The organism is Dysgonomonas sp. Marseille-P4677 (assembly GCF_016652235.1).
Lineage (GTDB): Bacteria > Bacteroidota > Bacteroidia > Bacteroidales > Dysgonomonadaceae > Dysgonomonas.
The window spans coordinates 1-2,612 of record NZ_JAEPKU010000236.1 but is presented as its reverse complement, the minus strand read 5'-3'; the positions used below and the strand labels follow the sequence as shown (position 1 = coordinate 2,612).

Sequence of the window (2,612 nt, the reverse complement as noted above, 5' to 3'; positions counted from 1 at the left end):
CTTTTGTTAATATTATTATTTTTGCATTTTAGAATAACCGCTAACAAGTAAATTAACGGAGAGAAGTAAACATATTATCCATAAAACAATCTGATACTGATAGTATAAGATAGAATGGAGATAAACTTATCCTAAACTGTTACAATGTCGCTAAACGCTATTGTCAAACAATCGAAGATGTGGAATCCTTGGCATGGCTGTCATAAGCTAAGCGAAGGGTGTAAACATTGTTATGTCTATCGTGGAGATACAAAAAGAGGTATTGATAGTTCCATAGTAAATAAAACTCAAAATTTTGATTTACCTATTCAAAAGAAACGAAACGGAGAGTATAAAATACCTCCGGAAACAATGGTTTATACTTGTTTTACTTCAGACTTCCTTTTAGAAGACGCAGATGAGTGGAGGATTGAAGCATGGGAAATGATGAGACTGCGGTATGACCTCCATTTTATGATAATAACCAAACGAATTGATCGTTTACAAGATCTTTTACCCGATGATTGGAAGGATGGTTATGATAATGTAACTATATGCTGTACTATTGAGAATCAGGATCGAGCCAATTTCCGTTTACCAATTTATAAGGAATCACTTATCAAACATAAAATTATTATCTGTGAACCTCTTTTAGAAAATATTGATCTAAGACAATATAATATTGGCTCATGGGTGGAGCAGGTTGTAGTAGGAGGAGAATCGGGCAAAGATGCGCGTGAATGTAATTTCGATTGGGTAATCGAACTGCAAAGTTTATGTATTGAGCAAAATGTTTCCTTCTGGTTTAAGCAAACAGGAACTAAGTTTATCAAAGATGAACGACAATTTCTTATTCAAAGAAGATTGCAACATGCACAAGCCAGAAAAGCAAGTATCAATTATATTGCAAAAACTAGATATTAGGAATATTATGAAAGAAATTTTGATGCTATCCTAAAAGAATCTATTGGAGGTATCGTTGAATGTACACCTTAATTATAATTAATTTTCCATTAATTTTATTGTATTCCCAAAATATTGTAATTGCTCATCTTTATTTCAAATGTTTATCTAATTCCTCTTTAAGTTTGTCAATATTACTTGGGCGAGATAGATTTCTCTCTAAGATATTACCATTTTTGTCCAAAAGTATATAATGAGGGACGCCAATACCCTTGCCCTCATATAACTTTTTATTGATATATGTTACCAAGTTGTTATTCGCTCTTAGATGATAACCATTCAGATTGAATGCTTTAGTTTTTTCTTTCCAAGCAATATCATTTTTATCATCATCAAAAGAAATATAAACAGGGATGATATCTTTATAATTCAATAACAGTTTGTTAATCTTATCTCTATGTTTAAATTCTTCGATGCAAGGTCCACACCATGTAGCCCACATATCGATGTAGAGAACTTTTTGGTCAAGATCGTCGATCTTACTGAGTTCTTCGAGCGTATTGATTATGTTTTCTATATACTTTACCCCACTGATATCTGCATTCATAGAAAGCAATAATTTATTGCGTTTCTCTTTTATATATGGAAGAAAAGTATTTTGAGAACGAATTTCTGATATATGATTAATAAATGTTGAATCTCCTCTAATTACAGCATTTTCATAATTATCTAGTAGTTCTAGGGAAAGAAGTTTGTATTGAATTTCTTCCGGTGCTATTAAATATCCGAGTTTGTTCGAACTTAGATGATTCGCCCAAATGTTTTTAGAGAATAAATTTTCTTTATCTGTTTCATCCAGATGTCTGTATTTGTTAGTGTAAAAGACGGCTAAGGAGCTTCTACCTAAATTATATTTCAGGATATCCCCAGAATCTATCATTGGAGATATTTTGTCTAAGATTCCATTTATTAAGTTTTCTACTTTTACAGAATCTTGTTCGTTCACTTTTGTTGGTACACTATCTAAATATCTGGATCGATATATTTCAATTCCTAGACAAGTAGTTAATGTGTGAAATTCATTCTTGAGAATATCTGAAAATTTAGGCGATATCACATCCTCAGCAACAAGACAGTCCAAGGTATCTGATAATACGGAGTAGTGCTTTTCAATTAATAGAGAAAAATCTTCAAAGTTGGACTCAGCAGGAAAAGTGAATAATGAGCCTATGAAAGGTTGAATAATATCTTTTTTATAGCTATTTGTATAAAATTCGACTTCTGTTTTATCTGCACCTGCAAACTCAATCTGATGGTCTCCTTTGTATTTTATTATCAAATGACTACCCTCCTTTATTGGAAAATAGGCTCTTCCTCCATCGTGAAAAGAACAATCCATAAATTGGAAATCGTTTAGATTCCAACTATAAACACAGCTTCCTGTAGTATCAGTATCAATCTCATCAGTTAGCCTACTAGTATAGGTATTATCAATTTCTTTGCTTATGCCAATCGTGACATTTGCTTTGGTATTGAAGACAATAGTTGTATTTTGTCCCAAAGCACTTGATATGCCCAAAAACAAGCCTCCAATAATTATGAGATTTATCGATTTTTGCCGATTATCTCTAATGTGCATTTTACAATAAATAAATTTAAGCATGTTGTCTAAGGTTGTTAATGTGTAATTCATAATTTCTTTCTTTAATTATTATACAACTGTACTATAT

General features: G+C 31.7%; 2 protein-coding genes. One reads left to right on the top strand and one right to left on the bottom strand.

The features are described 5' to 3' along the window. Positions 1–144: 144 nt before the first annotated feature. Positions 145–903 (top strand): DUF5131 family protein, encoded by a 759-nt coding sequence (locus tag JGH11_RS19670; RefSeq protein ID WP_201114615.1) that lies wholly within the window; start codon positions 145–147, stop codon positions 901–903. 130 nt (positions 904–1,033) lie between these two features. Here the strand turns inward: JGH11_RS19670 and JGH11_RS19665 are convergent, their stop codons facing one another. Then, on the bottom strand, positions 1,034–2,575 hold the full coding sequence (locus tag JGH11_RS19665) for a TlpA disulfide reductase family protein (RefSeq protein ID WP_201114613.1): 1,542 nt from the start codon (positions 2,573–2,575) through the stop codon (positions 1,034–1,036). Positions 2,576–2,612: the final 37 nt, after the last annotated feature.